The organism is Streptomyces sp. NPDC058674, from assembly GCF_042716505.1.
Lineage (GTDB): Bacteria > Actinomycetota > Actinomycetes > Streptomycetales > Streptomycetaceae > Streptomyces.
The window spans coordinates 152,772-176,569 of sequence record NZ_JBHXSC010000006.1 but is presented as its reverse complement, the minus strand read 5'-3'; the positions used below and the strand labels follow the sequence as shown (position 1 = coordinate 176,569).

The 23,798-nt window shown below is 73.6% G+C and carries 21 protein-coding genes and 2 pseudogenes; 19 read left to right on the top strand and 4 right to left on the bottom strand.

Annotated elements, in window-relative coordinates; all coding sequences use genetic code 11:
- The 6 genes and pseudogenes from ACFWU6_RS05685 to ACFWU6_RS05660 all read left to right on the top strand — a co-directional run.
- A pseudogene (locus tag ACFWU6_RS05685) lies at positions 1-385 on the top strand (sugar ABC transporter ATP-binding protein); the annotation flags it as partial.
- Between the two features lie 16 nt (positions 386-401).
- A complete protein-coding gene (locus ACFWU6_RS05680) occupies positions 402-1,571 on the top strand; it encodes an ROK family glucokinase (RefSeq protein WP_383803169.1) in 1,170 nt (389 codons plus the stop codon).
- Positions 1,568-2,155: a hypothetical protein gene (locus ACFWU6_RS05675; protein WP_383803167.1), complete on the top strand. Its 588-nt coding sequence runs from the start codon at positions 1,568-1,570 to the stop codon at positions 2,153-2,155. The genes ACFWU6_RS05680 and ACFWU6_RS05675 overlap by 4 nt, the downstream gene beginning before the upstream one ends.
- Before the next feature lie 68 nt (positions 2,156-2,223).
- Positions 2,224-2,856 carry an MBL fold metallo-hydrolase gene (locus ACFWU6_RS05670; protein ID WP_383803165.1) on the top strand — a complete coding sequence of 211 codons (633 nt, stop codon included), beginning with the start codon at positions 2,224-2,226 and terminating at the stop codon, positions 2,854-2,856.
- Positions 2,857-2,886: 30 nt separating this feature from the next.
- The gene (locus ACFWU6_RS05665; RefSeq protein ID WP_383978706.1) at positions 2,887-3,672 is read left to right on the top strand and encodes an exodeoxyribonuclease III; all 786 of its coding nucleotides are present in this window, start codon (positions 2,887-2,889) and stop codon (positions 3,670-3,672) included.
- 108 nt (positions 3,673-3,780) lie between these two features.
- On the top strand, positions 3,781-4,221 hold the full coding sequence (locus ACFWU6_RS05660; protein ID WP_383803161.1) for a DUF6278 family protein: 441 nt from the start codon (positions 3,781-3,783) through the stop codon (positions 4,219-4,221).
- 126 nt (positions 4,222-4,347) lie between these two features.
- Here ACFWU6_RS05660 and ACFWU6_RS05655 read toward each other — a convergent pair whose 3' ends face one another.
- The gene (locus ACFWU6_RS05655) at positions 4,348-5,958 is read right to left on the bottom strand and encodes an alpha/beta fold hydrolase (RefSeq protein ID WP_383803159.1); all 1,611 of its coding nucleotides are present in this window, start codon (positions 5,956-5,958) and stop codon (positions 4,348-4,350) included.
- A 141-nt stretch (positions 5,959-6,099) separates the two neighbouring features.
- A complete protein-coding gene (locus ACFWU6_RS05650) occupies positions 6,100-7,326 on the bottom strand; it encodes an Ig-like domain-containing protein (protein WP_383978731.1) in 1,227 nt (408 codons plus the stop codon).
- Positions 7,327-7,479: 153 nt separating this feature from the next.
- On the opposite strand from ACFWU6_RS05650, the pseudogene ACFWU6_RS05645 reads away from it, so the two are divergent.
- The 6 genes and pseudogenes from ACFWU6_RS05645 to ACFWU6_RS05620 all read left to right on the top strand — a co-directional run.
- A pseudogene (locus ACFWU6_RS05645) lies at positions 7,480-7,732 on the top strand (peptidoglycan bridge formation protein FemAB); the annotation flags it as partial.
- A 158-nt stretch (positions 7,733-7,890) separates the two neighbouring features.
- Positions 7,891-9,540 (top strand): murein biosynthesis integral membrane protein MurJ, encoded by a 1,650-nt coding sequence (murJ, locus tag ACFWU6_RS05640; RefSeq protein ID WP_383803157.1) that lies wholly within the window; start codon positions 7,891-7,893, stop codon positions 9,538-9,540.
- Positions 9,541-9,562: 22 nt separating this feature from the next.
- Entirely contained in the window at positions 9,563-10,261 is a 699-nt protein-coding gene (locus ACFWU6_RS05635; RefSeq protein ID WP_383803154.1) for a response regulator, read from the top strand.
- A 35-nt stretch (positions 10,262-10,296) separates the two neighbouring features.
- Positions 10,297-11,703, top strand: coding sequence for an ATP-binding protein (locus tag ACFWU6_RS05630; RefSeq protein ID WP_383803196.1), 1,407 nt, complete (start codon positions 10,297-10,299; stop codon positions 11,701-11,703).
- Complete coding sequence (locus ACFWU6_RS05625) at positions 11,700-12,215, top strand: hypothetical protein (protein ID WP_383803152.1); 516 nt, start codon at positions 11,700-11,702, stop codon at positions 12,213-12,215. Before ACFWU6_RS05630 ends, ACFWU6_RS05625 begins: the two co-directional genes overlap by 4 nt.
- 53 nt (positions 12,216-12,268) lie before the next feature.
- Positions 12,269-13,612, top strand: a complete 1,344-nt coding sequence (locus ACFWU6_RS05620) for a cytochrome P450 (RefSeq protein WP_383978703.1) — start codon at positions 12,269-12,271, stop codon at positions 13,610-13,612.
- Here the strand turns inward: ACFWU6_RS05620 and ACFWU6_RS05615 are convergent.
- Positions 13,572-14,297: a hypothetical protein gene (locus ACFWU6_RS05615; RefSeq protein WP_383978700.1), complete on the bottom strand. Its 726-nt coding sequence runs from the start codon at positions 14,295-14,297 to the stop codon at positions 13,572-13,574. The genes ACFWU6_RS05620 and ACFWU6_RS05615 overlap by 41 nt on opposite strands.
- Positions 14,298-14,408: 111 nt before the next feature.
- Here ACFWU6_RS05615 and ggt point away from each other — a divergent pair, with 111 nt between their 5' ends.
- Positions 14,409-16,214 (top strand): gamma-glutamyltransferase, encoded by a 1,806-nt coding sequence (gene ggt / locus ACFWU6_RS05610; protein WP_383978697.1) that lies wholly within the window; start codon positions 14,409-14,411, stop codon positions 16,212-16,214.
- Positions 16,215-16,359: 145 nt separating this feature from the next.
- Here the strand turns inward: ggt and map are convergent, their stop codons facing one another.
- Positions 16,360-17,127 (bottom strand): type I methionyl aminopeptidase, encoded by a 768-nt coding sequence (gene map / locus ACFWU6_RS05605; RefSeq protein ID WP_383978694.1) that lies wholly within the window; start codon positions 17,125-17,127, stop codon positions 16,360-16,362.
- A gap of 64 nt (positions 17,128-17,191) precedes the next feature.
- Here map and ACFWU6_RS05600 point away from each other — a divergent pair, with 64 nt between their 5' ends.
- The 6 genes from ACFWU6_RS05600 (at position 17,192) to hydA (ending at position 23,789) form a co-directional block, all read left to right on the top strand.
- Complete coding sequence (locus tag ACFWU6_RS05600) at positions 17,192-17,452, top strand: helix-turn-helix domain-containing protein (protein ID WP_383803144.1); 261 nt, start codon at positions 17,192-17,194, stop codon at positions 17,450-17,452.
- Positions 17,453-17,517: 65 nt separating this feature from the next.
- Positions 17,518-17,898 carry a PPOX class F420-dependent oxidoreductase gene (locus ACFWU6_RS05595; protein ID WP_383803143.1) on the top strand — a complete coding sequence of 127 codons (381 nt, stop codon included), beginning with the start codon at positions 17,518-17,520 and terminating at the stop codon, positions 17,896-17,898.
- Positions 17,899-17,997: 99 nt separating this feature from the next.
- Positions 17,998-20,040, top strand: coding sequence for a hypothetical protein (locus ACFWU6_RS05590; protein ID WP_383978691.1), 2,043 nt, complete (start codon positions 17,998-18,000; stop codon positions 20,038-20,040).
- Positions 20,041-20,243: 203 nt separating this feature from the next.
- Positions 20,244-21,086, top strand: a complete 843-nt coding sequence (locus tag ACFWU6_RS05585) for a nitrilase-related carbon-nitrogen hydrolase (RefSeq protein WP_383803139.1) — start codon at positions 20,244-20,246, stop codon at positions 21,084-21,086.
- Positions 21,083-22,378, top strand: coding sequence for an aspartate aminotransferase family protein (locus ACFWU6_RS05580; RefSeq protein ID WP_383803137.1), 1,296 nt, complete (start codon positions 21,083-21,085; stop codon positions 22,376-22,378). Before ACFWU6_RS05585 ends, ACFWU6_RS05580 begins: the two co-directional genes overlap by 4 nt.
- Before the next feature lie 10 nt (positions 22,379-22,388).
- Positions 22,389-23,789 (top strand): dihydropyrimidinase, encoded by a 1,401-nt coding sequence (hydA, locus tag ACFWU6_RS05575; RefSeq protein WP_383803135.1) that lies wholly within the window; start codon positions 22,389-22,391, stop codon positions 23,787-23,789.
- The last annotated feature ends 9 nt before the right edge of the window (positions 23,790-23,798 follow it).

The following is a 23,798-nucleotide window of genomic DNA, read 5'->3' as shown; positions in this document are numbered from 1 at the left end:
GCAGTGCGTGGCCATCGCCCGCGCCGTCTACTTCGGCGCGAAGGTCCTCGTCCTGGACGAGCCCACCGCCGCCCTCGGCGTCAAGCAGTCCGGCGTCGTCCTGAAGTACGTCGCCGCGGCCCGGGACGCGGGCCTCGGCGTCGTCCTGATCACGCACAACCCCCACCACGCGTACCTGGTCGGGGACCGCTTCGTGCTCCTCAAGCGCGGCACGATGGCGGGCAGCCACACCCGTGATTCGATCACCCTGGACGAGCTCACCCGGCAGATGGCGGGCGGCTCCGAGCTCGACGAGCTGAGCCACGAGCTGGAGCGGGTGGCAGAATCAGGGCCAGACAGCACCACACCAGGCCCGGACGGCCCGTCCGGCACCACCGCACCATGAGGGACGGCACGACTCGATGAGCACGTACCGGGACTTCACGCTCGCCCACCGGGGGGCGGCGCGGGGCACCGTCCTGCGGACCATCGGCACCCGTGAGCGCCGGTCGCACCTGACCGCCCCGCGCGTCCCGACCGTCGGCATCGACATCGGCGGCACCAAGGTGATGGCGGGCGTCGTCGACGCCGACGGCATCATCCTGGAGAAGATCCGCGCGGAGACCCCGGACAAGTCCAAGAGCGCCAAGGTCGTCGAGGACACCATCGTCGAGCTGGTGCTGGACCTCTCCGACCGGCACGACGTGCACGCGGTGGGCATCGGGGCGGCCGGCTGGGTCGACGCCGACCGCTCCCGCGTCCTCTTCGCACCCCACCTGGCCTGGCGCGACGAGCCGCTGCGCGACGCGCTCCAGTCCCGGCTCGCGGTCCCGGTCATGGTGGACAACGATGCCAACACCGCCGCCTGGGCCGAATGGCGCTTCGGGGCCGGCCGGGGCGAGGACCACCTCGTCATGATCACGCTCGGCACCGGCATCGGCGGGGCCATCCTCGAAGGCGGCCAGGTCAAGCGCGGCCGGTACGGGGTCGCGGGGGAGTTCGGCCACATGCAGGTCGTCCCCGGCGGGCACCGCTGCCCCTGCGGCAACCGCGGCTGCTGGGAGCAGTACAGCTCCGGCAACGCCCTGGTCCGCGAGGCCCGCGAGCTGGCCGTCGCCGACTCCCCGGTCGCGTACAACATCATCGCGAGGGTCGGCGGCAACGTCTCGGAGATCACCGGACCGCTCATCACCGAGCTCGCCCGCGAGGGCGACGCCATGTGCGTCGAGCTGCTCCAGGACATCGGCCAGTGGCTCGGCGTCGGCATCGCCAACCTCGCCGCCGCCCTCGACCCCTCCTGCTTCGTCATCGGCGGCGGCGTCAGCGCCGCCGACGACCTGCTGATCGGGCCCGCCCGGGACGCCTTCCGCCGCCACCTGACCGGCCGCGGCTACCGGCCCGAGGCCCGTATCGCCAAGGCGCAGCTGGGCCCCGAGGCCGGCATGGTCGGCGCCGCCGACCTCGCCCGGCTCGTCGCCCGCCGCTTCCGCCGCGCCACGCGCCGCCGCGTCGAGCGCTACGAGCGCTACGCACAGCTGGGCCGGCCCGACAGCGCGGGCCCCGCTGACTCCAAGGACGACGACCAGCCGTGACACCGCCCTCCCTGCCCCACCAGGCCTCCGCCCCGGACGGGGACTCCGTGCCGCCGCCGGCGGAGGACCGCCGGCACGTCGTCCGGCGCCGCTGGGTCACCGCGATCATCATCCTGCTGCTGGTCGGGGTCCCCGCCGGATACCTGGCCGTCTCCGCCCAGCAGAGCCGACAGAGCGGCCGCGACAAGGCCGCCAAGGTCACGGCGACGAAGGTCCGCCCCGGCTGGCCCTCGAAGGTGCAGCGCAGCATCTACGAGGTGCCGATCCCGGAGAAGGCCTGGCGGGTCGGCTTCCTGGAGACCAACAACTGGCGCACCAGCCGCCTGTACACGCAGTTCGCGGTCACCCCGCCCGAGCTGGACGCCTTCCTCGCCTCCGTCGGCACCAGCCGGGACGCGCTGACCCCCGGGGTGTCCATCTCCGCGCACGACACCGCCGTGGCCGGCTGGAACTGGAAGACCCACGCCGAGTGGATCGGCACCACCCTCGAACAGGACGACCCGCGGCCCACCCGGGACATCACCGTCGACGCCACCGACCCGCGCATCGCCAAGGTGTACGTGGTCTCCGCCACGACTCCCTGACCTCCCGGCCGCAGCGCCAGTGCCGTGACCGGAGGGGTTCGCCGGGCCGCAGCGCTAGCCTGGACTCCATGAAGCTCACCAAGCGGCTGCACTCCTGCGTCCAGCTGGAGAAGGACGGGCGCGTGCTCGTCATCGACCCGGGCGCCTTCAGCGAACCCGACGCGGGCCTGGGGGCCGAGGCCCTGCTGGTCACCCACGAGCACCCCGACCACTTCGAGGAGGGCAGGCTGCGGGCCGCCCTCGACGCGAACCCGGCCGCCGAGCTGTGGACGCTGCGCAGCGTCGCCGGGAAGCTGGCCGCCGCCTATCCGGGCCGGGTGCACACCGTGGGGCACGGGGACGCCTTCACCGCCGCCGGCTTCGAGGTCCGGGTGCACGGCGAACTACACGCCGTGATCCACCCCGACATCCCGCGGGTCACGAACGTCGGCTACCTCGTGGACGGTTCCCTCTTCCACCCCGGCGACGCCCTGACCGTGCCGGACGTGCCCGTCGACACCCTGATGCTGCCCGTGCACGCCCCGTGGAACAAGATCGCCGAGGTGATCGACTACGTCCGCGAGGTCAAGCCGCGCCGGACCGTTGACATCCACGACGCGTACCTCTCCGACATCGCCCGGCCCGTCTACGACGGCGCCCTGGGCGCCCTGTCCGGCGCCGACCACGGCCGACTCACCGCCGGGGACAGCGCCGAACTGTGACTGTCGGTGCCAGGCGATAGGTTGGCCCGTATGCGTATCGCCACGTACAACGTCAACTCCATCACCGCCAGGCTGCCGCGCCTGCTCGCCTGGCTGGAGAGCACGGGCACGGACGTGCTGTGCGTCCAGGAGACCAAGTGCTCCGCGGAGCAGTTCCCGCACGCCGAGCTGCGCGAGCTGGGGTACGAGTCCGCCGTCAACGCCACCGGCCGGTGGAACGGCGTGGCACTGCTCTCCAAGGTCGGCCTGGAGGACGTGACCCTCGGGCTGCCCGGCGGGCCCGACTACGAGGGCGTCCAGGAGCCGCGCGCGATCTCCGCCACCTGCGGCGGGGTCCGCGCCTGGTCGGTGTACGTGCCCAACGGCCGCGAGGTCGAGCACGACCACTACGGCTACAAGCTGCACTGGTTCCGCTCCCTGGCCGAGGCCGTCGCCGAGGACGCGGCGGGCCCGCGGCCCTTCGCGGTGCTCGGCGACTTCAACGTGGCCCCCACCGACGAGGACGTCTACGACCCGGCGGTCTTCGAGGGCGCCACCCACGTGACGCCCGCCGAGCGCGCCGCCCTGGAGGCCCTGCGGTCCGCCGGGCTCCGCGACGTCTACCCGCGCGCGCTCAAGTACGACCGCCCGTACACCTTCTGGGACTACCGGATGCTCGCCTTCCCGAAGAACAGGGGCATGCGCATCGACCTCGTGTACGGGAACGAGGCCTTCACCAAGACCGTCACCGACGCCTACGTGGACCGCGAGGAGCGCAAGGGCAAGGGTGCCTCCGACCACGCGCCGGTCGTCGTGGACCTCGACCTCGACCGGTAGGGCGCGCCTGCGGAGGGGCCCGGGAGCCCCGTCCGCGCGGGGATACCGGGCGCCCGGCCCAGGCGCGCCCTGTGGCCAGGGGCGCATCCTGGTGCGAGTCTGGGTGGTATGCACATCCCCTTCCTGGACCACTGGCTGAACCGACACGCGACGGAACAGGGTGCCGGGCTCGCGACCGCACTCGCGGATGATCCCGAGGGCGTCGCCGAGTTGTTCGCGGAGTGCGAGGTGCTGCGGGTCCACGCGAGGGCGGCCGGGCTCGAACTCGACGCCACCCCGGCCTCGTTGGAAGCGCTCGACCAGGTGATGCCGCGCTGGCGGCGGGACCCCGAAGTCGTGCCGTGGCTGGGCAACGACGCCGGCTTCTACCTCGGCACGGTGATCATCGGGTCCGTCCCGGGCGCCGGCTGGCAGGTGTGGCCGAACGGCCAGCCGGTGATCCGGCTGGCCTCGGGCCGGGAACTGAACGTGATCGAGTCGGGGGTGTCCTGGGCGATGACCGGATCCCCCGAGCTCAGCCAGGCGTACGCGGAGGCCTCCGAGGGCTGAGCACGCCGGGGTCTCGCCCGACGGCCGGCGGCGAGCCGCTGCCCGGGAACGCGGGGGCGCGGCGGCCCGCGGGGGGACCCAGGTGCAGCCCCGAGAGCCGCCGCCCCGCCCGGCAGCAGCCGTGGATCACTGCTCGCGCAGCGGCACCGAGACGTACGAGGGATCGGTGCGCGGCGAGGAGAAGGTCAGCTGCGCGCCGGCGGGGTTGTGCTCGATGTAGAGCGGGTCGACCGTGTCCACGACGAGGGCGAGCCGGTGGCCGGCGGGCACGTCGTAGGCCGTGGAGAAGAGCTCCAGGTCCACGCCGAAGGCCTGGTTCGGGGTCTTGCCGTGGAAGGTGTACGGGGCGTTGCTGACGAGCTTGCCGATGCCGAGCGGGCCGACGTCGTAGAGGTACGCGACGAAGGTGCCGTCGGACTTCGTGGGCGTGACGGTGGTGTGGAGGCGGACGTCCCCGCGGACGCGTCGCTCCCGGTCGTACCGCGGCGACTGCCAGACGGCGGCGAAGGAGCGGGGCAGCAGGGGGATGGAGGCCGCGGGGGGCGCCTTGACGAACTGGTCGAGGAGGTTGGAGAGCAGGACGATGCCGCCGTTGGCCCCGGAGTCGACGTTCGCGAAGACGTGCTCGCTGTCGGAGAGCGCGATGCGCTCGGTGCCGGCCGCGCCGACCGACTTCCAGTCCGGATAGCCCTCGTAGCCCTCGTTGCTGCGGGACTTGAGCTGGACGGGGGCCTCGGAGTCGATGCCGTTGCGCTCGCCCTTGAGGTGGTGGTCGAACCAGCGGTGGGCGCTGGTCCAGGTGTCGTTCGGCAGGCCGAGCAGTCCGGTCAGCTCGGCCGTCGCGTGGTCGCCGGGGCGCAATTCCAGGCGCTTGGGTCCGGTGAGCCGCTCGAAGAAGTCGGCGTACTGATTGGGCGGGAAGATGGTGTCGCCCCAGGCGTTGCCCAGCATGATCGCGGCGCCGTTGGCGTTGATCCGGTCGACCTCGAAGGCCGCCGAGCGCTTCTTGCCCCAGTCGATCATCTGCTGTTCGCGGTCGAGGCGGGAGCCGAGGAAGTCGCCGAGGATCGACTGGAGTTCGGGGCCCGGCCGCCCGGTGAGGTAGCCGGCGCCGCCGAGCAGTCCGGCGGCCTGGAGGTGCTGGGTGCGGCCGGAGTAGATGGAGGCCACGAGGTCCGCCCAGCCGCTCATCGCGACCACGGCCTTGATCCGGCTGTCGTGCGCGGCGGCCAGCAGGCTGATCCCCGCGCCGTACGAGACCCCGCCGAGTCCGATGCGGTCGGCGTCGGCGGGGGTGTGGACGAGGGCCCAGTCGATGACGGCCGACACGTCGGCGGTGTCCGGCGGGCCGGCCACCTCGATCTCGCCGCCGGAGAGCCAGAAGCCGCGCGAGGTGTAACTGACCACGGTGTAACCGGAGTCGGCCAGCTTCTTCGCCTGCGCGATGTATTCGATCTGCGGCAGGCCCCAGCTGGTGGGCAGCACGATCAACGGGTACTTCCGGCCCGGCTCGGCGCCGGCCGGGGTGAAGACGTTGCCCTTGAGCGTGATGCCGCCGGAGCCGGGGATGTCGTGGAACCGCAGTTCCGACGAGGCGTCCGAGACCGTCGGGACGCCGGAGGCGACGGCGGTGGCGGTGGCAGGTGCGGGAGCCGCCTGGGCCTGGTGGGGGGCCAGGCCCAGGGCGGCTGCCGCCAGCAGGGCCGCCACCGCCGCGGCGGTGGTGGTGCGTTCCATCAATCGCTCCTCGCGTGCGCCGGGTGGGGAAAGTGACCCGACGGTAACGGGAGGGGATTACCGAAGGTAACCCGTCGTAAGTTACGTGGTGGTAACAATTGAACGAGAGTCAGTCCCGGGGTGTTCGGAGCGCGCCGCCGGTCAGCCGTTGCCGGCGCCGCCCGCCACTGCGCTCTTGGCCTTCCACGCGTCCCAGGACAGGTTCCATTCGCCGTACCCGTTGCCGAGCTCCGGGTTGCCCTTGGAGCCGCTGCCCACCACCTCGAAGGGATCGCCGACCTGCACCCGTGCGTAGAAGTCCCGGGCGTCGGAGTCGCTCATGCCCACACAGCCCGAACTGGTGTTGGCGCGACCGAAGTTGCCCGCGTTCCACGGGGCGGCGTGCGCGTACATGCCGGACCAGGTCAGCCGCATGGAGAAGTCGACCATCTTGTCGTAGGAGTCGCCCAGGCCCACGGTCTGGGAGTCCATCCGGATGGTGCCCTCCTTCGACATCAGCGCCATCTTCCCCGACCAGGAGGCCTTCTGGCCCCCGGGTGTGCCGGCCGAGACGGGGATGGTCTCGACCACCGCGCCGTCCTCGCTCACCGTCATCCGCTTCGCGTCGAGGTCCACCTCCATCCGGCGGTCCTTGCCGATCGTGAACTCGGTGGTGTAGTCGCGGGCGAAGAGGCCGCCGCCCCGGCCGGAGTCCACTCCGTTCAGGTTCATCTCCACCTTCACGTCCGTGCCGGACTTCCAGTACTCCCTCGGCCGCCAGTCCACCCGGTCGTTGCCGGAGTAGTCCTTGAACCAGCCCCAGGAGCCCTCGGTGCCGTTGGAGGTGGTGACCCTCAGCGCCTTCTCCACCTCGGCCCTGTTCGCCACCGGGTTGTCGAAGACGAGCGAGACCGGCATCGCGACGCCCACGGTGCTGCCCTTGGGCACGTTGATCGAGACCTTGTTCACCTTGTCGGCGGCGGAGGTCCGGAACCGGGTGGTGGCGCTCTGGCTGTCGGTGTTCTGCGCCACCGCCTGGTAGTCCGTACCCGGCGAGGCGTTGCGCTCGGAGGTCCAGGTCCGGCCGTCGTCGGATATCTTCCCCGGCAGTTCGCCGTTCTTGGCGTCCGTCACCTTCACCAGGGCCAGCCTGCCCTCGGCCAGGGTCACCGTGACGGGACCGCCCGCCTTCACCTGGTCGCCCGTGAGGTTCACCGATATCGCCATGTCCGGCTTCGGCTTCAGCGCGGCCTTGCCGCCGCCCGCCGCGTCGGCGCCGCCCCCGCAGGCGGTCAGGGCGGCGGCCAGGAGTGCGGTGCCCGCCACCGCGGCGTGGCGGAACCGGCGGCGGGACAGGGCGGTGCGCCTGGTGCGCCTGGTGCTGCTGATGCGGCTCAACGAAGACCCCTCCGAAGTGATGACCGTTCGCAAAGGGAGAGCGAACACGGCGACTCTAGGTTGCGCATTACGTGGAAAATCTCCACTTTCCGGTTGTGACGTGCACCGCAGCAGAACGGTCATCGTCCGGTCACAATCGCCGGGCGCGAGGTCCGCCCCGGCAACGCCCTGCAAGGGCGCATGCGGTGCGACGCACATGGACGCGGAGCGGACGAATGCGACATGCGCGGGGTACCCTCCACCCTTGACCCGACGAACGTGCTTTCGGGCTGCTGTGCGGGAAGCTCGGCACCGGCGGACAGGTCGTCGAGACGCTCGGAGAGTGGGAGACCCGGTGGACGGACACGCCAACACGGCCCTCTGCAAGGCCTTCCAGGCCTACCCGGCCCGCCGGTGACCCGTCGCACCACGGTCCCGCCGGCTCCGGGGCCGCCCGCGGTCCCGCCGCCGGCCGTTTCCGCGCCCGGCGGCGAAGCCGCGCCGGCGCCCGGCTCCGTGCCCGGTTCCGCCTCCGTGCCCGCACAGCTACCGGCACCCGTACCCGTACCCGGTTCCGTGCCCGCTGCGGAGCCCGGGAAGCCCTCGGTGCTCCGCAGCGGAGCCCTCATGGCCGCCGGTTCGATCGTCTCCCGCGCCACCGGCTTCCTCCGCTCGGCCGTCGTCGTCGCCGCGCTGGGCACCGGCCTGCTCGGTGACGGCTACGCCGTCGCCAACACCGTCCCGAACATCCTCTACATGCTGCTCGTCGGTGGCGCCCTCAACGCCGTCTTCGTGCCCGAGCTGGTCCGCGCCGCCAAGGAGCACCGCGACGGCGGCGCCGCCTACACGGACCGGCTGCTCACCGCGTGCACCGCCGCCCTCGTCCTGCTCACCGCCGCCGCGGTCCTGGCCGCCCCGCAGATCGTCGCGGCGTACACCGGCTACAGCGGCGCCCAGGAGAGCACCACCGTCGCCCTCGCCCGCTACTGCCTGCCGCAGATCCTCTTCTACGGGCTCTTCACCCTGCTCGGCCAAGTGCTGAACGCGCGCGGCCGGTTCGGCGCGATGATGTGGACCCCGGTCCTCAACAACGTCGTCGTCATCGGCGTCTTCGGGCTCTTCCTCTACGCCTCCCACGGCTCCGCGGACGGCCTCACCGCCGCCGAGACCCGGCTGCTCGGCCTCGGCACCACCGCCGGCATCGTCGTCCAGGCGCTCGCCCTGATCCCCTCGCTGCGCGCGGCCCGCTTCCGCTGGCGCCCCCGCTTCGACTGGCGGGGCAGCGGCCTCGGCCGGCCGCTGCGCAACGCCGGATGGCTGGTCATGCTCGTGCTGACCAACCAGATCGCCTACTGGGTCGTCACCCGGCTCTCCACCACCACCGGGCGGCACGCCGTCGAGGCCGGTCTGGCCGGGGGCGCCGGCTACACCGCCTACAGCAACGCCTACCAGCTGTGGATCGTCCCGCAGGGCATCATCACCGTCTCCCTCGTCACCGCCCTGATGCCCCGGCTGAGCTCGGCCGCCGCCGACGGCGACCTCACCGCCGTCCGCGAGGACGTCTCGTACGCACTGCGCTCCAGTGCCGCCCTCGTCGTGCCCGCCGCCGCCCTCTTCGCCGTCCTCGCCCCCTGGGTCATCGGCAGCGTCTTCGGGTACGGCCGCACCGGCGCCGCCGACATCGAGGTCATGGCGGGCGTGCTCGCCGCGTTCGCACCCGGCCTGGTCGCCTTCTCCGCGCAGTACGTCCTCTCCCGCGGGTTCTACGCCCTCTCCGACACCCGGACCCCTTTCTTCCTCAACCTGGTCATCGCCGGCCTGAACGCCGGCCTGTCGGCCGCCGCGTACGCCCTGCTGTCGCCGCGCTGGGCGGTCACGGGCATGGCCGCGGCCTCCTCCGTCGCCTTCCTCGTGGGCGCCACCGTGACCGCGTACGCCCTCTCCCGCCGGCTCGGCCCGCGCGCGGGCACCCGTACCGGAGGCCGCACCACCGCCGTGCGGACCCACCTGCGGCTGCTGGCGGCCTGCGCCCCGGCGGCCGCCGCCGGGTACGCGGCCGCCCGCGCCGCCGACCGGTTCGGGGACTTCGCCGCGGTCGGGGCGGGAACCGCCGCACTGGCCCTCGTCGTCGTCCTCCTCGCCGGGCCGCTGCGCCTGACGGAGATCACCGGCCTGACGGGCCCCCTGCGGCGCGGGACCGGCCGCAAGCGGAAGGAAAGTCCATGAACCACCTGGGGATACCGAGCGGATGCCACGCGTACTGCTGATCGAGGACGACCCCTCCATCCGCGAAGGAGTGGGTCTCGGCCTGCGCCGCCGCGGGCACGAGGTGCGCGCCGCCGAGACGGGGGAGGAAGGGCTCGCCCTGATGGCGGCCTTCCGCCCCGAGCTCGTCCTGCTCGACCTGATGCTGCCCGGGATGAACGGCGTGCAGGTCTGCCACCGCATCCGCAGGACGAGTGAGGTCCCGATCATCATGCTCACCGCGCGCGGCGACGACTTCGACATCGTCGTCGGCCTGGAGGCCGGCGCCGACGACTACATCGTCAAACCCGCCCGCACCGAGGTCATCGAGGCCCGCGTCAGGGCCGTGCTGCGCCGGCTGGCCGATCCGGCCGGCATGCGCCCCGAGGTCGAGCACCACGGCGAACTGGCCGTCGACCGCTCCGGACTGACCGTCGCCAAGAACGGCCACCGGGTCGCGCTGGCGCCCAGCGAGATCAAGCTCCTCCTGCACCTGTCGGCCTCGCCCGAACAGGTCTTCTCCCGCCAGCAGCTCCTGGAGTACGTCTGGGAGCACAGCTACCATGCCGACGCCCGGCTCGTGGACGCCTGCGTGCGCCGCCTGCGCCACAAGATCGAGGACCCCGACGCCGCCCCCCGGTACATACAGACCGTGCGGGGCTTCGGCTACCGCTTCGGTCCGGTCCAGGGCGTGCGGCGGTGAGGAGGGCGGCCCCGCTCGGCCTGCGCACCCGGCTGATGGCGGCCTTCCTGCTGGTCGCGGCGATCAGCGCGGTGGGCACGGCCGCCCTCACCTACCAGAGGGCGCGCACCGCGGTCCTGACGCAGAGCCAGGACACGGCGGTCAGCACCCTGCGCGACCAGATCGACTCCCGGAACCTCCGCATCCCCATGGACCAGGAGACCCTCCAGGCCGTCGTCGCCGAGCTGGCCAAACGCGGCAAACCCCACCCGTGGCTGGTCTCCGGCGAGTACGGCGACCTGCGCGCCTCCTCCAACGCCACCCCCACGCTCTCCGCCCTGGTGACCGAGGAGCTCCGCCGGCAGGTCTCCGTCAACCCGCACGGCGCCTTCCAGCGCGTGGAGGACGCGAGCGGCGCGCCGTACCTCACCGTCGCCATGCCCGCCGTCTTCACCCACAAGGGGCTGCGCGAGCCCACCGGCCTCGTCTTCTACGCCGTGATGCCGCTCAGCAGCGAGCGGGAGACGGTCGACGCCATGGTCGACGCCGCGAAACAGGGCGCCGTGCCCGGCCTCGCCATCGCCGTCATCCCCGCGCTGCTCGCCGCGCGCGGCGTGCTCCGACCGGTGCGCGACATGCGCCGCGCCGCCGAACGACTCGGCCGGGGCCGCCTCGACACCCGGATCGAGGTCCGGGGCGCCGACGAGCTCGCCGGGCTGGCCCGCACCTTCAACGAGACCGCCCGCGCCCTGGAGCAGTCGGTGAGCGAGCTCCGGGACGCCGAGGTCCGGGCGCGCCGCTTCGCCGCCGACGTCTCGCACGAACTGCGCACGCCGCTCGCCGGGATGCTCGCCGTCACCGAGGTGCTCGACGAGGACGCCGAGCACCTCGACGCCGACACCGCCAAGGCGCTGCGGCTGATCAGCGCGGAGACCGGCAAGCTCGCCGTCCTCGTCGAGGACCTGATGGAGATCTCCCGCTTCGACGCCCGCGCCGCCGAGCTGAACCTCGACGACGTGGACATCGCCGTCGCCGTCACCAAGACCCTCGAACGCCGCCGCTGGGACGACGGGCGGGTCACCACCGAGCTGCCGGAGGGGGTCCGGGCCCGGCTCGACCCGCGCCGCATCGACGTGGTGCTGGCCAACCTCGTGGGCAACGCCCTCACGCACGGCGGCGCCCCCGTCCGCGTCACCGTCGCCACCCGGCCCGGGCCCGAGGGCGCGCGGCTGCTGATCGAGGTCGCCGACAGCGGGCCCGGCATCGCCCCCGAGGTGCTGCCGCAGATCTTCGACCGGTTCTTCAAGGCCGACGCGGCCCGTGCCCGCTCCGCCGGCAGCGGGCTCGGGCTCGCCATCGCCCAGGAGAACGTCCGCCTGCACGGAGGCACCGTCCACGCCGCCAACGGACCGGGTCGGGGCGCCGTGTTCACCCTCGACCTGCCCCTGGAGGCCCACGCGTGAACCGGCTCCGGAACGCCACGGCCACCGCCCTGCTCGGAGCGACGCTGCTCCTGCCGACCGGCTGCGGCATCAAGCCCACGGGGGTGATCGAGAGCGGCGCCCCGGCCACCGTCGTGATCAACTCGCCCGACCGTGCGGGCGTCGTCTACTTCGTCACGCCCGACGACAGGCTCGTCCCGTCGCCGCAGGTCGACTCCCCGCCGTCGTCGGCCGTCGGCACCGTGCTGCGGCTGCTCGACGGTCCCGGCCCGCAGGAGCGCGCCGCCGGGCTGGGCACCCGGCTGCCGGGACTGGAGGGCAGGCCCGACCGGACGGTCGCGGTCTCGATCGAGCCCCGCGGCACCGTGGAGGTGACTCTCCCGTTCCCGGTCGGCGACCTCCCGGAGCTCGCCATGCGGCAACTGGCGTGCACGGTGGCGTCCGTCACCGGGAGCGGTACCCCCGCTGTCCGGGTGACGCTGCGCGGTGAGGACGCCGTCGTCGCCGGAGCGAGCTGCGAGATCGGTCGCTGAGCACGGCGGACGCCCCCTTGCGGGCCGCGGCCGCCGCCGCCACCGTGAACCGCATGGACCCCGACGTTCCCGACGCCCCCGACGCCGGCCCCAAGAAGCCCGACGTCCCCGACGCCGGCACCATAAAACCCGACGTCCCCGACGTCCCCGACGTCTTCGATCCCCGGATCCACGCCGAGGGGGTCCCGCACGACCGCTACCGCATCCTGCGCGACCACCACCCGGTGGCCTGGCAGCCGGAGCCGGAGGTCCTGGGCTGGCCCGCCGGTCCCGGCTTCCTGGCCGTCACCCGCCACGCCGACGTGGTCCGGGTCCTGCGCGACCACCGGACGTACTCCTCCTGGCTGGGCGCCACCCAGATCCGCGACCCCGATTCCGCCGACCTGCCGTTCCTGCGCCGCACCATGCTGAACCAGGACCCCGGCGAGCAGGCGGGCGGCCACGGCCGGCTGCGCCGCCTCGTCTCGCGCGCCTTCACCCCGGCGCGCGTGGACGCCTTCGCCTGCCGGGTCCGCGAGCGGGCCCGTACGCTGCTGCGCGCGGCACGCGACGGCGCGGAGGACGGCAGCGCGGACCTGGTCGCCACCGTCACCGACGAGTACGCGCTGCTGAACCTCACCGACCTGCTGGGCGTCCCGGCCGCCGACCGCGGCCTGCTGCTCGACTGGACCGTACGGATCATCGGCTACCAGGACCCCCAGGACGCGCCCGCGCCCCGGCTCGGCCCGGACGGCAAGCCGCTCGACCCGCGCTCCCCGGCGCTGCTCGGCGAGATGTTCACGTACGCCCGCGAACTGGCCCGTCACAAGCGCCGCCACCCCGGCGACGACGTGATGACGAGCCTGGCCCTGGCCGGACTCGACCCGGCCGAACTGGAGATGTTCTTCTTCCTGCTGACCGTCGCGGGCAACGACACCGTGCGCAGCGCGGCCCCCGGCGGCCTGCTCGCCCTGGCCGGCGACCGCGACGCCTACCGGCAGGTCGCCGACGGCCGGGCCCCCGTGGACCGGGCCGTGGACGAACTCCTGCGCGTCCACCCGCCGGTGCTCAGCTTCCGCCGGACCGCGGCGGTGGACACGGAACTGGCCGGCCGCCCGATCCGGGCCGGCGACAAGGTGGTGGTCTTCCACGCCTCCGCCAACCACGACGAGCGGGTCTTCGCGGACCCCTACCGCCTGGACCCGGCCCGCTCGCCCAACCCGCACGTCTCCTTCGGGGACGGCCCGCACGTCTGCCTGGGCGCCCACTTCGCCCGGCTCCAGCTGCGGATCCTCCACGAGGAGTGGCGCGCCGAGATGCCCGCTCCCGAACTCGCCGGGACACCCCGCCGGCTGGTCTCCAACTTCATCAACGGGATCACACGGCTGCCGCTGCGGGTGTCCGGGCCGGCCCGGTGACGTCCGCCACCAGCTCGGTCACGTCGGGCCCGTAGGCCTGGGAGTTGACGACCTTCAGCACCAGGCAGAACGCCCCGCCGCCGTAGACGCGTGCGAGGCGCTCGTGGTGCTTCGCCAGGTAGCGGGCGGCCGCCTGGTTGCTGGTGGCGGTCTGCCCCGACAGCAGGAACACCGGGCGGGACCCCCGCCCGGCCGTCAGCCGGGCCAGCACGACGTGCTCGACCACGCCCTTCTCCCAGCGGTACGTCTCCCCGGCGACGTGGATGGCGCCCCGGTCGGGGCCGGCCTGGGTGGACACGTCGACCTGCACGCCCGGGAGCATGGACGCCAGGTGCGCCGTCGTCCGGGTGTTGGAGACGGGGCCGCCGACACAGAACTCGGCCCGCTCCCCGAACCCCTGGCGGGCGGTGTCGTGGGTGACGATCTGGACGTTCGCCCCGCAGTCCTTGATCAGCGCGGAGATCTCCAGCAGCGCGAAGGCGTCGTGGCGGTGCAGCGACGAATCGGTGCCGCCCATCTGGCGGTTGGCCACGAACAGGCAGTCCGAACCGGTCGGCAGTCCGAAGAACGCCTGCTTGCGGCGCAGGGCGCGGCGCCACAGGTAGGTCCGGGAGAACCAGCCGAACCCCCCGCTGACCGCGGTGGCTATCACCCCGAGCACGATGTTGCGCACGTCGTCGTCCATGCGGCGGATGGTAGCCCGGAGCACGCCTTCCTGACGTGGGGGGTGCGGTGAAGTTAGAGTGCCGACCCCAGGCCTGGACACGTCCTGACAGGCCGTCGACTGGAGGTACGGATGCCCCGCTCCGCCGCTCGTCAGCTGGCCCTCGTCGCGCTCGCCGCAGCGCTGGTGTCCACCGGGGCGGCCGCCCCGCCGTCGGCCGCCCGGGGCGGATTCCCGGCCAAGGTCCCGGTCGCCGCCGGCCACGGCGGGGCCGTCGCGAGCGTCGACGCCGACGCCTCGGCCGTCGGCATCGCCGTGCTGCGCTCCGGCGGGAACGCCGTGGACGCGGCGGTCGCCACCGCGGCCGCCCTCGGCGTCACCGAGCCCTACTCGGCGGGCATCGGCGGCGGGGGCTACTTCGTCTACTACGACGCGGGGTCCCGCCGGGTCCACACCATCGACGGCCGCGAGACGGCGCCGGCCAGCGCCACCGCCGCGCTGTTCCTGGAGAACGGCACCCCGATCCCCTTCGCCGAGGGCCAGACCAGCGGCCTCGGGGTCGGCGTCCCCGGCACCCCCGCCACCTGGAAGAGCGCCCTGGACAGCTGGGGCAGCCGCCCGCTCAACCAACTCCTGCGCCCCGCGGAGAAGCTGGCCCGCGAGGGGTTCACCGTGGACCCCACGTTCCGCGCCCAGACCGAGCTCAACCAGGACCGGTTCAAGGACTTCCCGGCCACCGCGAAGCTGTTCCTGCCGGGCGGCGCGCTCCCGGTGGTCGGCTCCACCTTCAAGAACCCCGACCTGGCCGCCACGTACGCCGAACTCGCCCGCAAGGGCACGGGCGCGCTCTACCGGGGACCGATCGCCGAGGACATCGTCCGGACCGTGCGCAAGCCCCCGGTGGACCCGGCCGCCACGCGCAACGTCCGCCCCGGCGACCTGACGGCCAGGGACCTGCGGACGTACGAGACCAAGCGGCAGGCTCCCACCCGGGTGGGCTACCGCGGCCTGGACGTCTACAGCATGGCGCCCTCCTCCTCGGGCGGCACCACCGTCGGCGAGGCGCTGAACATCCTGGAGCGCACCGACCTCTCGAAGCTCTCCGAGTCCCAGTACCTGCACCGCTTCATCGAGGCCTCGCGGATCTCCTTCGCCGACCGGGGCCGCTGGGTCGGCGATCCGGCCGCCGAGGACGTGCCCACGAAGGAGCTGCTCTCGCAGCGGTTCGCGGACTCGCGGGGCTGCCTGATCGCCCCCGACCGGACGCTGACCAGCCCGCTGGCCCCCGGCGACCCGCGCCGTCCGGTGGGCTGCGGAGGCACCGGACAGCCCGCCCCGACCACCTACGAGGGGGAGAACACCACCCACCTGACGGTCGCCGACCGCTGGGGCAACGTGGTCTCCTACACCCTCACCATCGAGTCCACCGGCGGCAGCGCCATCACCGTGCCGGGCCGCGGCTTCCTGCTGAACAACGAACTGACCGACTTCTCCTTCGCCCCGGCCGCGCCGGGGGTCCCGGATCCGAACCTGCCCGGCCCCGGCAAGCGGCCGCGTTCGTCGATGTCCCCGACCATCGTGCTGGAGGACGGGCGCCCGGTGCTCGCGGTGGGCTCCCCGGGCGGCGCCACCATCATCACGACCGTGCTCCAGACCCTGGTCGGCCACCTCGACCGGGGGCTGCCCCTGGTCGAGGCGATCGCCGCGCCGCGGGCCAGCCAGCGCAACCAGACCACGACCGAGCTGGAGCCGGGGCTGTGGAACAGCCCGGTCCGCGCGGAGCTGGAGGCGATCGGCCACGGTTTCCGGCAGAACCCGGAGATCGGGGCCGCCACCGCGGTCCAGCGGCTGCCGGACGGCCGCTGGCTGGCGGCGGCGGAGAAGAGCCGGCGGGGCGGGGGCTCCGCCATGGTGGTGCGACCGCACGGGACGCCGTGACGCGGGCGCCCTCGCCCTCCGGGCCCTCGCCCTCCGGGCCCTCGCCCTCCGGGCCCCCGCCCTCCGGGTCCCTCGGGACCGGGTCCTGACCTCCTCCGATCCCTCGTCCGCCGGGCCCCTGGAGGCCGGGCCCGGCGGCCCGCCGCTACAGGGCCGTGAGGATTCTCGGACCGCCGGCGGTGATCGCGACCGTGTGCTCCGCGTGCGCGGCGCGGCTGCCGTCGACGGTCCGCAGGGTCCAGCCGTCGCCGTCGCAGGTGTAGTCGTCCGTACCGCCCGCGATCAGCATCGGCTCGATGGCGATCACCATCCCGGCGCGCAGCCGCATGCCGCGTCCGGGCGGGCCCTCGTTGGGCACGCCCGGGTCCTCGTGCATGCCGCGGCCCACCCCGTGGCCGCCGAAGCCGTCGGGGATGCCGTAGCCGGCGGCGCGGCAGACGCTGCCGACGGCGTGGGCGATGTCCCCGATCCGGTTGCCGGGGACGGCGGCGGCGATGCCCGCGGCGAGGGCCTCCTCGGCCGTCGCGATCAGCCGCAGGTCGGCTGGGCGGGCCCGGCCGACGGTGAAGCTGACCGCCGCGTCCCCGACCCAGCCGCCCAGCTCCGCCCCGCAGTCGATGCTGACCAGGTCTCCGTCGCGGAGCCGGTGGCCGTCGGGGATGCCGTGCACGATCGCGTCGTTGACCGAGGTGCAGATCACCCCCGGGAAGGGCACCGGTGCGAAGTGCGGCCGGTAGCCCAGGAAGGGCGAGTCGGCCCCCGCCTCGCGCAGCACCCCGCGGGCCACCCGGTCCAGTTCCAGCAGGGAGACCCCGACGCGCGCGGCGTCCCGTACGGCTGCCAGGGCGTGGGCCACGACGCGGCCGGCGGCGCGCATCTCGTCGATCGACTGTTCCGTCTTCAGTTCCACCATGCCAATAACTATACCGGTATAACTGTAACGGGATGATTATTGGAGGCTGGGGTAGGATGCGGACATGGTCCGTACCCCCCTCACCCCCGAAGAGCGCGAGCGCGGCGAGCGCCTGGGCGCCCTGCTGCGCGAGGCGCGCGGCCCGCGCAGCATGGTCGAGATCGCGGCGGGCGCCGGCCTCTCGGCCGAGACCCTGCGCAAGATCGAGACGGGCCGGGCCCCGACCCCCGCCTTCTTCACCGTGGCCGCCCTCGCCGAGGTGCTCGGCCTCTCCCTCGACGACGTACTGCGCCGCTGCGCCCTCGTCCCCGCGGCCGCGCCCTAGCCGGTCTCCGTCGGATCTTGTCCGGCCGGCCGCCGTGCGGCGGGCCGGGGCCCTAAGGTCGCCGTATGAATCTCGATGAGCTCGGCCGGGCCAGATACATCAGCCTCACCACCTTCCGCAAGGACGGCACGCCCGTGTCCACCCCGGTGTGGGCGGTGGCCGACGGCGGCGAGCTGTGCGTGTGGACGCGCACCGACACGTGGAAGGTCAAGCGGATTCGCAACAACGGGCGCGTCACCGTGGCCCCTTGCGACGTGCGCGGACGCCTTGTGGAGGGAGCGGTCGTGCGGGAGGGCGAGGCCCGGCTGCTGGACGACGCGGGGATGCGGCGCGTGCGGAAGCTGATGTCGCGCAAGTACACGTGGCAGTTCTGGGCCGTTGACGTGCCCGCCACGATCTGGCGGCGGGGGAAGCGGCCGCACACCGGGATCGCCGTCAGGCTTTGAGGTGCCCGTAGCCCGCCCGTAACACGGGTGCGGTCCAATGCGGTCATGGAGACCGCGACCGCATTGGCGATCGGACAACTCGCCGATTATGTACGCCACTTGACGCAGAGGCTGGATTCGGGGGTGGGCTGGTACGGGGAGTTCCTGCGTCGCGATCCGGAAGGTCTGCGGGCCTGCGTGGACGGAGCCGCGATCCCGCCGTGGGACGTGGTGGAGTCGCTGCTGCGCGACCTGGCGGAGGTCAGGGGTGCGGAGGTGGCGGCGCGGGAGACCGTATACGCGGGCCGGCTGCGCGCGGCGGCCGTCGCGGCCCGGGACCGGCTGCCGGGAGGGGCCGAGGAGCTGCGGACCCAGCTCGCGGCGTCGGCGGAGCAGCGGGCCGACGCCGAGGCCGCGCTGCGGGACCTGACCGCCCGGCTCGGCGGCGCCGCCGACCCGGCGCGGGTCTCTGCGCTGGCGGGGGAGTTCGCATGGGCCCGGGACGACGCCGCCCGTGCGGCCTCCCGGTACGAGGACCTGCGGTCCCGTCTCGCGGCCCTGCCCCCGGCGACCCCCGCGCCGTACGCGGGGCGGTCGGCCGGGGTGCCGGGGCCGCGGCGGGCCGCGGTGCCGGGGTGGGCTGCCGGTGCCGGTGCCGGTGCCGGTAGCGGTAGCGGAGTGGCGGGTCCCGGCCCGGAGCCGGTGCCGGGCGCGGGCGGGGCGGGCGCCGCCGGATGGTTAGCCGAACCATCGGCGGGCGCGCCGGGCGCGCCGGGCGCGGCGGGCGCGGCGGGAGTGGCTGGTACGGCGTATGCGGCCGATACGGCGGATGCAACTGGTCCGGCGGGTGCGGCTGGTGCCGGGGGAGTGGCCGGTAGCGCGTATGTGGCTGGCACGGCGGGTGTGGCTGGTACAGCCGGTCCGGCTGGTGCGGCCGGCGCCGCGGACGCGACCGGTCCGGCGGGTGCGGCCGGTACGGCGGACGGGGCCGGTGCGGCCGACGACGCCCCTGCGGGGGCCGGGTCGGCCGGGCGGGCCGAGGGGCGGTGGCTGCGCGGGGCGCGGCGGTCCGGAGGGGCCCGGTACGCGGGCTCGGCGGCTCCCACGGCCCCGGCGTTCACCCCTCCGCCGGGCCACCCCCCGGACGAGGCGGCTCCGGTCGGCCCCGGCCCGTACGCCGGCCCGGAGCCGGGTCTGCCCCTACCCCGCGGAGCCCGCTTCGGCCGCCCCGCGACCGCGGCCCGAATCCCACGGGCCCCCGACCCGGCCGTACCGGAGTACGGGCCCCCGAAAGCCCCCACCCCGAGCCTAGGCCAAGGCCCCCGCCACGACCTCGGCTGCGAACCCGGCTCCGGCCACGACCTCGGCTCCGGCTCAGGTCCCGACTCCGCCTCCGGCCCAGGCCACGGCCCAGGCCACGGCCAAGGCCCCGGCCGCGAACCCGGCCCCGGCCACGGCCTCTACCCCGGCCCCGGCCACGATCACCGCACCGGCCAAGGCCCCGGCCACGACCTCGGCTACGAACCCGGCTCCGGCCAGGGCCAAGGCCCCGGCCACCACACCGGCCAAGGTGCCGGCCCCGGCCCCGGCTTCGGTCACCACATCGGCCAAGGTGCCGGCCCCGGCCCCGGCGGGGTGCGGTCCACGGCGGCCGTTGTCGGGGAGTTGCTCGCGCTGCGCGGCCAGGGGCGGAGCGGGGAGGCGCACGCGCTGTTGTGCGAGGCCGCCGCCTGGCCCGCCGGGCGGCTGCCCGGGCTGGCCGCCGAACTGGGCCGCGCCGGACTCGCGGCCGACTGGGCCACCCTGCTGTGGGAGGCGGCCGCCTCGCTCCCGCCCGAGGGGCTCGCCGCGGCCGCGGCCGCCCTCGGCGACGCCGGGCGCGACGCCGACCGCGACCGCCTGCTGCGCCAGGGCGTGGCCCGGCCCGCCGCCGAGATCGCCGACGCGGCCCTCGCGCTCGACGCGGCCGGCCGGGGCCGGGAGGCCGAGGCCCTGCTCGACGCCTTCGTGCGGGTCCGCACCGCCGAGGAGGCCGCCGCCCTCGCGCGGCGCGCCCCGCAGTGGTTCGCCCCGCGGCTGCTCCGGGCCGCCGAGTCACTGCCCGGGACCCGCCGACGGGACCTGGCGCACGCGCTGCGCGTGGCCGGCATCGCCCCGGCGTAGCCGCCGCACGCGGCGCAAGGGGCGCATATCGGCCGCCCGATGACTGGAAACGACCGCTGTCCGACGTATCTTGATCGACTACTCCAACCGCGCACGGCGGTCTTGCCCCGCGCTGTGACGCGGCCTACGTTCTACTCCCTACGTACTCCGTCTACGTGCGTAGAGCCGTGGAAGTCGCGGTTCCCCGTCGCGAGGAGCAGCTCATGGCCCAAGTCGTCCGCGCCGCGCTGGTCCAGGCCACCTGGACCGGAGACACCGAGTCGATGATCGCCAAACACGAGGCGCACGCCCGCAGGGCCGCCGCCGAGGGTGCGAAGATCATCGGCTTCCAAGAGGTCTTCAACGCCCCCTACTTCTGCCAGGTCCAGGAACCGGAGCACTACCGCTGGGCCGAGGCCGTCCCCGACGGCCCCACCGTCCAGCGCATGCAGGCGCTCGCCCGTGAGACCGGCATGGTGATCGTGGTCCCGGTCTTCGAACGGGAGTCCGAGGGCTTCTACTACAACACCGCCGCCGTCATCGACGCCGACGGCAGCTACCTCGGCAAGTACCGCAAGCACCACATCCCCCAGGTCAAGGGGTTCTGGGAGAAGTACTACTTCAGGCCGGGAAACCTCGGCTGGCCCGTCTTCGACACCGCTGTCGGCCGCGTCGGCGTCTACATCTGCTACGACCGCCACTTCCCCGAGGGATGGCGCGCCCTGGGCCTGGCCGGCGCCCAGCTCGTCTTCAACCCGTCCGCCACCTCGCGCGGCCTGTCCGCGTACCTGTGGCAACTGGAACAGCCCGCCTCCGCGGTCGCCAACGAGTACTTCGTCGCCGCCATCAACCGGGTCGGCCGGGAGGAGTACGGCGACAACGACTTCTACGGCACCAGCTACTTCGTCGACCCGCGCGGCCAGTTCGTCGGAGAGCCCGCCAGCGACAAGGAGGAGGAACTCCTCGTCCGCGACCTGGACTTCGGGGTCATCGACGAAGTCCGCAACCAGTGGGCGTTCTACCGCGACCGCCGCCCCGACGCCTACGGAGGGCTCGTACAGCCGTGACCAACCCGATCCCCCTGCACAGCCGCCACCGCACCGTCCTGCCCGACTGGCTCGCGCTCTACTACGACCGCCCCATCGAGCTCACGCACGGCGAGGGCCGCCACGTCTGGGACGCGGACGGCAACCGCTACCTCGACTTCTTCGGCGGCATCCTCACCACGATGACCGCCCACGCCCTGCCCGAGGTCACCAAGGCCGTCGCCGAGCAGGCCGGCCGGATCATCCACTCCTCCACCCTCTACCTCAACCGCCCGATGGTGGAGCTCGCCGAGCGCGTCACCGCGCTGTCCGGCATCCCCGACGCCCGGGTCTTCTTCACCACCTCGGGCACCGAGGCCAACGACACCGCCCTGCTGCTCGCCACGACGTACCGCCGCTCCAACCAGATCCTGGCCATGCGCAACAGCTACCACGGCCGCTCCTTCTCCACCGTCTCGGTCACCGGCAACCGGGGCTGGTCCCCGACCAGCCTCTCGCCCCTCCAGACGTACTACGTCCACGGCGCGGTCCGCACCCGCGGCCCCTTCGCGGAGCTCTCCGACGCCGCGTTCACCGCCGCCGCCGTGGCCGATCTGGAGGACGTGCTCGGCCAGACGCGCGGGGGAGCGGCCGCGCTCATCGCCGAGCCGATCCAGGGGGTCGGCGGCTTCACCTCCCCGCCCGACGGCCTGTACGGGGCCTTCCGCGAGGTCCTCGACCGGCACGGCATCCTGTGGATCAGCGACGAGGTGCAGACCGGCTGGGGACGCACCGGAGACCACTTCTGGGGCTGGCAGGCCCACGCACAGAACGGCCCGCCGGACATCGTCACCTTCGCCAAGGGCATCGGCAACGGCATGTCCATCGGCGGGGTCGTGGCCCGTGCCGAGATCATGAACTGCCTGGACTCGAACTCCATCTCCACCTTCGGCGGCTCCCCGGTCACCATGGCCGCCGGCCTCGCCAACCTCGCCTACCTCCAGGAGCACGACCTCCAGGGCAACGCCCGCCGCGTCGGCGGCCTGCTCCTGGAGCGGCTGCGCGCCATCGCCGCCGCCTCGCCCGCGGTGCGCGAGGTCCGCGGCCGGGGCCTGATGGCCGGCCTGGAGCTGACGAAGCCCGGTACCGACCGGGCCGATCCGGAAGCGGCCGCGGCCGTCCTGGAAGCCGCCCGCGAAGGCGGCCTGCTGCTCGGCAAGGGCGGCGGGCACAACACCAGTGTGCTGCGCGTCGCGCCGCCGCTCTCCCTCACCGTCGCCGAGGCGGAAGAGGGCGCAGACATCCTCGAACAGGCCTTGCGCAGCGTCCAGTAGGGGGACCTCCATGAGCATCCGCACCCTGATCCGCGGCGGCCTGGTGATCACCGCCGCCGACGAGCTGCACGCAGACGTCCTCATCGAGGACGGCCGGGTGGCGGCCCTGGCGGCCAACGGCTCGGCCGCAGCCGGGGCCTGGACCGCCGACCGCACGATCGACGCGTCCGGGAAGTACGTCATCCCCGGCGGGGTCGACGCGCACACCCACATGGAGCTGCCCTTCGGCGGGACCGCGGCCTCGGACACCTTCGAGACCGGGACCAGGGCGGCCGCCTGGGGAGGCACCACCACCATCGTCGACTTCGCCGTCCAGACCCCGGGCCGCGCGCTGCGCGAGGGCCTCGACACCTGGTACGCGAAGGCCGACGGCAACTGCGCCGTCGACTACGCCTTCCACATGATCCTCTCGGACGTCAACGAGGGCACCCTGAAGGAGATGGACCACCTCGTCGGCGAGGGCATCACCTCCTTCAAGCTGTTCATGGCCTACCCCGGGGTCTTCTACAGCGACGACGGGCAGATCCTGCGGGCCATGCAGCGCGGCGCGTCCAACGGCGGGCTGATCATGATGCACGCCGAGAACGGCATCGCCATCGACGTCCTCGTCGAACAGGCCCTGGCCCGCGGCGAGACCGACCCGCGCCACCACGGCGAGGTCCGCAGGGTGCTCCTGGAGGCCGAGGCCACCCACCGCGCCATCCAGCTCGCCCGGGTCGCGGGCTCACCCCTGTACGTCGTCCACGTCTCGGCGGAGGAGGCCGTCGCCGAGCTCGCCGCCGCCCGGGACAAGGGGCTGCCGGTCTTCGGGGAGACCTGTCCGCAGTACCTGTTCCTGTCCACCGACAACCTCGAGGAGCCCGACTTCCAGGGCGCCAAGTACGTCTGCTCCACGCCGCTGCGTCCCCGCGAGCACCAGGCGGCGCTGTGGCGGGGCCTGCGGACCAACGACCTCCAGGTGGTCTCCACCGACCACTGCCCCTTCTGCTTCCGGGGCCAGAAGGAGCTGGGCCGGGGCGACTTCTCGAAGATCCCCAACGGGCTGCCGGGCGTGGAGAACCGCATGGACCTCCTCCACCAGGCCGTCCTCGACGGACACATCAGCCGCCGACGCTGGATCGAGATCGCGTGCGCGACCCCGGCCCGGATGTTCGGCCTCTACCCGAAGAAGGGCACCATCGCGCCGGGGGCCGACGCCGACATCGTCCTCTACGATCCGCACGCCGAGCAGGTCATCTCCGCCGAGACCCACCACATGAACGTGGACTACTCGGCGTACGAGGGCAAGCGGATCACCGGGCGCGTCGACACCGTGCTCTCGCGCGGCGAACTCGTCATCGACCAGCGCGAGTACACGGGCCGGGCCGGCCACGGGGCCTTCGTCCACCGCTCCACCTGCCAGTACCTGTAAGGAGAGTCC

What these genes read in the sequence shown, in the direction of transcription:
- ACFWU6_RS05595 (WP_383803143.1), top strand. Translation starts at nt 17,518, where the DNA reads ATGAATCTCGATGAGCTCGGCCGGGCCAGATACATCAGCCTCACCACC.
- ACFWU6_RS05585 (WP_383803139.1), top strand. Translation starts at nt 20,244, where the DNA reads ATGGCCCAAGTCGTCCGCGCCGCGCTGGTCCAGGCCACCTGGACCGGA.
- map (WP_383978694.1), bottom strand. Translation starts at nt 17,127, where the DNA reads ATGGTGGAACTGAAGACGGAACAGTCGATCGACGAGATGCGCGCCGCC.
- ACFWU6_RS05620 (WP_383978703.1), top strand. Translation starts at nt 12,269, where the DNA reads ATGGACCCCGACGTTCCCGACGCCCCCGACGCCGGCCCCAAGAAGCCC.
- ACFWU6_RS05635 (WP_383803154.1), top strand. Translation starts at nt 9,563, where the DNA reads ATGCCACGCGTACTGCTGATCGAGGACGACCCCTCCATCCGCGAAGGA.
- ACFWU6_RS05655 (WP_383803159.1), bottom strand. Translation starts at nt 5,958, where the DNA reads ATGGAACGCACCACCACCGCCGCGGCGGTGGCGGCCCTGCTGGCGGCA.
- ACFWU6_RS05680 (WP_383803169.1), top strand. Translation starts at nt 402, where the DNA reads ATGAGCACGTACCGGGACTTCACGCTCGCCCACCGGGGGGCGGCGCGG.
- ACFWU6_RS05615 (WP_383978700.1), bottom strand. Translation starts at nt 14,297, where the DNA reads ATGGACGACGACGTGCGCAACATCGTGCTCGGGGTGATAGCCACCGCG.
- ACFWU6_RS05670 (WP_383803165.1), top strand. Translation starts at nt 2,224, where the DNA reads ATGAAGCTCACCAAGCGGCTGCACTCCTGCGTCCAGCTGGAGAAGGAC.
- ACFWU6_RS05660 (WP_383803161.1), top strand. Translation starts at nt 3,781, where the DNA reads ATGCACATCCCCTTCCTGGACCACTGGCTGAACCGACACGCGACGGAA.
- ACFWU6_RS05665 (WP_383978706.1), top strand. Translation starts at nt 2,887, where the DNA reads ATGCGTATCGCCACGTACAACGTCAACTCCATCACCGCCAGGCTGCCG.
- ACFWU6_RS05600 (WP_383803144.1), top strand. Translation starts at nt 17,192, where the DNA reads ATGGTCCGTACCCCCCTCACCCCCGAAGAGCGCGAGCGCGGCGAGCGC.
- ggt (WP_383978697.1), top strand. Translation starts at nt 14,409, where the DNA reads ATGCCCCGCTCCGCCGCTCGTCAGCTGGCCCTCGTCGCGCTCGCCGCA.
- hydA (WP_383803135.1), top strand. Translation starts at nt 22,389, where the DNA reads ATGAGCATCCGCACCCTGATCCGCGGCGGCCTGGTGATCACCGCCGCC.
- ACFWU6_RS05630 (WP_383803196.1), top strand. Translation starts at nt 10,297, where the DNA reads ATGGCGGCCTTCCTGCTGGTCGCGGCGATCAGCGCGGTGGGCACGGCC.